This window comes from Streptococcus pluranimalium (assembly GCF_047785745.1).
GTDB lineage: Bacteria > Bacillota > Bacilli > Lactobacillales > Streptococcaceae > Streptococcus > Streptococcus pluranimalium_B.
Window position 1 is genome coordinate 1 of record NZ_JBLOJT010000139.1, and the last position, 3,643, is coordinate 3,643.

Consider the following 3,643-nt stretch of genomic DNA (forward strand, 5'->3'; position numbering starts at 1 on the left):
GGATTTTCTTTAGACAAAGATCATTTTAGCGATTTTTTCAAAATAATGAACAAGCAAAGCAACTATTAACTTTTGAAGGCGCAGTTTTATCAGCTTTTGCCGTTTAATCCATGAATATGATAACAAAAATAAAAACTGAGACCCTCATCCCAGCTTCCTCAGATTTGCCGATTGCAGGGCTCGAACCTGTGACCTACGCGTTACGAGTGCGTTGCTCTACCAACTGAGCTAAATCGGCTTAACACCCTTATTTTAACACTTTGGATTATCTTGTCAATACTTTCACAAAATAAAAAGATACCTACTGCACGCTTGTAAGTATCTCTTCAATGTGTAAAATATTTGTCTAAAATATAATTCTCCTTTCGCATGATTGACTTCATAAGGAGTGTCTTGTGTCTTTACATTTCGTTTTAACTTCGTTTTTTATATTCTGGATAATATTTTTCCTCCTCTAATCTTTCGTTAAAGGAACTTGTCTCCGTTTTTATAACGGCTAATATTAAATCTTAGCATCGTTCACCTCGTATTAATCAATCCATTAACCTGAGTGACTTTCGACGATTTCAACTTAATTGTCACCGTTCTTGTAACGTCCAATGTCAAAAGTTAGCATAGGCGTTGCTCCCTATTGTCCTGAAACAAGTTTGAGTTTACGATTTTATATATGCACACCCTGAGTAACGCGACGACAGTTATTGAGCTCAATTGGTGATTTATCACCACTTTTATCTAAATAAAACTAATACTAACTTCTCTCTCAGAGAAAGTATCCATATCTATTTACATTGGATTCACTCCTTAAGCTATTTTCTGCAATAGCCTAAGTTGTCTCCGTTTTTATAGCGTCCTTTGTTGAATTCCATCATGAGTATTACCTCCTAATTGAAAACAAGTTCTAGAAACTTCGTAAGTAAAGAGTTTTGGCCATTTCTTATACTTATGGTTTCATCAGTGATCACTTTGATATGCAAAAATGTAAAGTTGTAACGTGTAAAGTTTGCCTACTATTTATCCGGAGACTTAAGTATCTCCGTTTTTGTACCGTGCGACATGTGGTTTCATCATAAGATTCCCTCCTATAAATCTGTTTCTTCTGTCATCCTTCTTTATAGTTTTATTATATTGTATGCGCTTTCTTTTGTCAAGAAAAAACTTCAGTTACTCTATTTTTTATTGATTGTTTTATGATATACTAACGGAAAATTAACTAGCTGTTGATTGACTATTTCTTTTTGTTGAGGTATTTTGTTGAGAGTTCCAATCCGTATTCCTAAATTTTCATTATGGTCTTTTTGTTTTCAAATGGGGATATTTCTTCTATTGTACTTTATTCCTTGGGCCATTATTATGCCTGGTGATGATTCCCTTTTTCAATTAGTTGGTGATCTGTCTATTTTTATCCTATCTGCTACTTCAGCGACTGCTAGATTGTATTTCCGACAAAAAAGTTATATCACACAGCTAGAACAAGCGATTTATCATGCTGCTAATAATATTGATTTAATCAGACAACATTTGAACAGTCTAAAACATGCTTCCCATTCCTATGAGGGCAACTTGCCGTCGACTCTAGTCAGTCAAATTCATCGTTACGAGGATCAATTAACGACCTCAAAGATGACCTACAACAAAGCTGTAGAGGATTATAATTTAGCTATGACAGTCATGCCTTATCACGCCATCAAGAAACCTCAACCATTAGACTACTTCTCAGATTTTCTTATCTAAGCACCGCAAGGTGTTTTTCTCTGTTTAAAAACGACTTCTTTGCTACAATAGAAACATGTTAGATTTAAAAGATTATGGTATCGAGATGTGGGATGAGAGTAAGATTGCTTCTTTTCGTCGTACACTCATGACTTGGTACGATCAAGAAAAAAGAGATTTACCCTGGCGTCGAACGAGCAACCCCTACCACATCTGGATTAGCGAGATCATGTTGCAACAGACTCAGGTTGTCACTGTGATTCCCTATTATGAACGTTTTTTAGATTGGTTCCCAAAGGTTGAGGATTTAGCTAATGCTCCTGAAGAAAAATTATTAAAAGCCTGGGAAGGACTGGGCTACTACTCACGAGTGCGAAACATGCAAAAGGCTGCCCAGCAAATCATGACTGATTTTGATGGGATTTTTCCATCGACTTATGACGATATAGCTTCTTTAAAAGGGATTGGTCCATATACGGCAGGTGCTATTTCAAGTATTGCTTTTAATCTGCCTGAGCCTGCTGTTGATGGTAATGTTATGCGCGTCATGGCTAGACTTTTTGAAGTTGACTATGATATTGGTGACCCTAAGAATCGGAAAATTTTCCAAGCCATTATGGAAATACTGATTGATCCTGAGCGGCCTGGTGATTTTAATCAGGCATTGATGGATTTAGGGACTGATATCGAATCTGCCAAAAATCCACGTCCTGATGAGTCGCCTATACGTTTCTTTAATGCAGCTTATCTCAATGGAACTTACCATAAGTACCCCATCAAGTTACCCAAGAAAAAGCCAAAACCTCTGGAAATTCACGCTTTTATTATCCGTAATCAAGAGGGAGAATTACTCCTAGAGAAAAACATACAAGGACGTTTACTGGCTGGCTTCTGGTCATTCCCACTATTGGAAACCTCTTTTATCGGTAAACAGACTAGTCTTTTTGAAGATGACCAATCACTTCTAGAAACCCATTCTCAAAAAGATAGTTTTGAAGAAGCTTATGCTTGTCAGCCAACCTGGACCGAACGCTCGTTTAAACAAGTCAAACATACCTTTAGTCATCAAAAATGGACCATGACCTTGTTTGAGGGGATTCTTAATAAGGATGACTTGACTTTAAATGAACACCTGCATTGGGTTAAACTAGATGAGTTAAACAGTTATCCTATGGCTACTCCTCAAAAAAAGATAGTAGCAGAATACTTAGCTAATAATAGATAAACAAACAGCCCTTCATTGGAAAGGCTGTTTTCTATTTGAGAAAATGAACCAGCTGATCTAGAGCTTCAATAGCGGCATCTGCTTGGCTTTGATCGACTCCAAAGCGTTCGTCTTTGAGTGCGATGACCTTTAAGCCTGCTTTTTTACCAGCTTCTATGCCTTTTTGGCTATCTTCAATAACCAATGCTTCTGATTTATCGATTCCTAAATGAGCTATAGCAGCTTCATAAATAGCTGGATGGGGCTTACTTTCTGGAAAATCTTCACCAGATAAAACGACCTCAAAAGTCTGAGAGAGACCTGAACCTTTGAGAGCACTTTCGATATCAACCATTGCTGAACTAGAAGCCAGCGCTAAACGATAGCCCTTACCTTTTAAGCTAGTAAGTGTCTCTCTAGCTCCTGACATGATTAAATGATTAAAGGGAGCAGGATTAGCAAGCTTATAAGCGGAATAGGCCTGTTCTAACTCAGGAATATTCCACTTATCATAATCTTCTCCCAGTACTAATCGCCAGGTTTGTTTGACATTGCCACCAATGAAGTCTTTTGGTTCTAAATGATCAATTCGGATACCCTTTTGGTCCAAGAATCTTTTTCTTCTGTCAAAATAAAACAGCTCTGTGTCAAAAAGGACACCATCCATATCAAAAATCACTACTTTTATACTCATCATATCACCTCAAGTCCATTGTAACATAAGAAAAC

At 37.2% G+C, this 3,643-nt stretch carries 3 protein-coding genes and 1 tRNA gene; 2 read left to right on the forward strand and 2 right to left on the reverse strand.

Annotated elements, in window-relative coordinates:
- Positions 1-165: 165 nt before the first annotated feature.
- Positions 166-238, reverse strand: a tRNA-Thr gene (locus tag ACMZ6U_RS09735).
- Between the two features lie 1,085 nt (positions 239-1,323).
- Here ACMZ6U_RS09735 and ACMZ6U_RS09740 point away from each other — a divergent pair.
- Both ACMZ6U_RS09740 and mutY read left to right on the forward strand, forming a co-directional pair.
- Positions 1,324-1,731, forward strand: coding sequence for a hypothetical protein (locus tag ACMZ6U_RS09740; RefSeq protein ID WP_416108248.1), 408 nt, complete (start codon positions 1,324-1,326; stop codon positions 1,729-1,731).
- 55 nt (positions 1,732-1,786) lie between these two features.
- Complete coding sequence (gene mutY, locus ACMZ6U_RS09745; protein ID WP_416108249.1) at positions 1,787-2,935, forward strand: A/G-specific adenine glycosylase; 1,149 nt, start codon at positions 1,787-1,789, stop codon at positions 2,933-2,935.
- A gap of 31 nt (positions 2,936-2,966) precedes the next feature.
- Here the strand turns inward: mutY and ACMZ6U_RS09750 are convergent, their stop codons facing one another.
- On the reverse strand, positions 2,967-3,608 hold the full coding sequence (locus ACMZ6U_RS09750; RefSeq protein ID WP_416108250.1) for an HAD family hydrolase: 642 nt from the start codon (positions 3,606-3,608) through the stop codon (positions 2,967-2,969).
- Positions 3,609-3,643 lie beyond the last annotated feature (35 nt).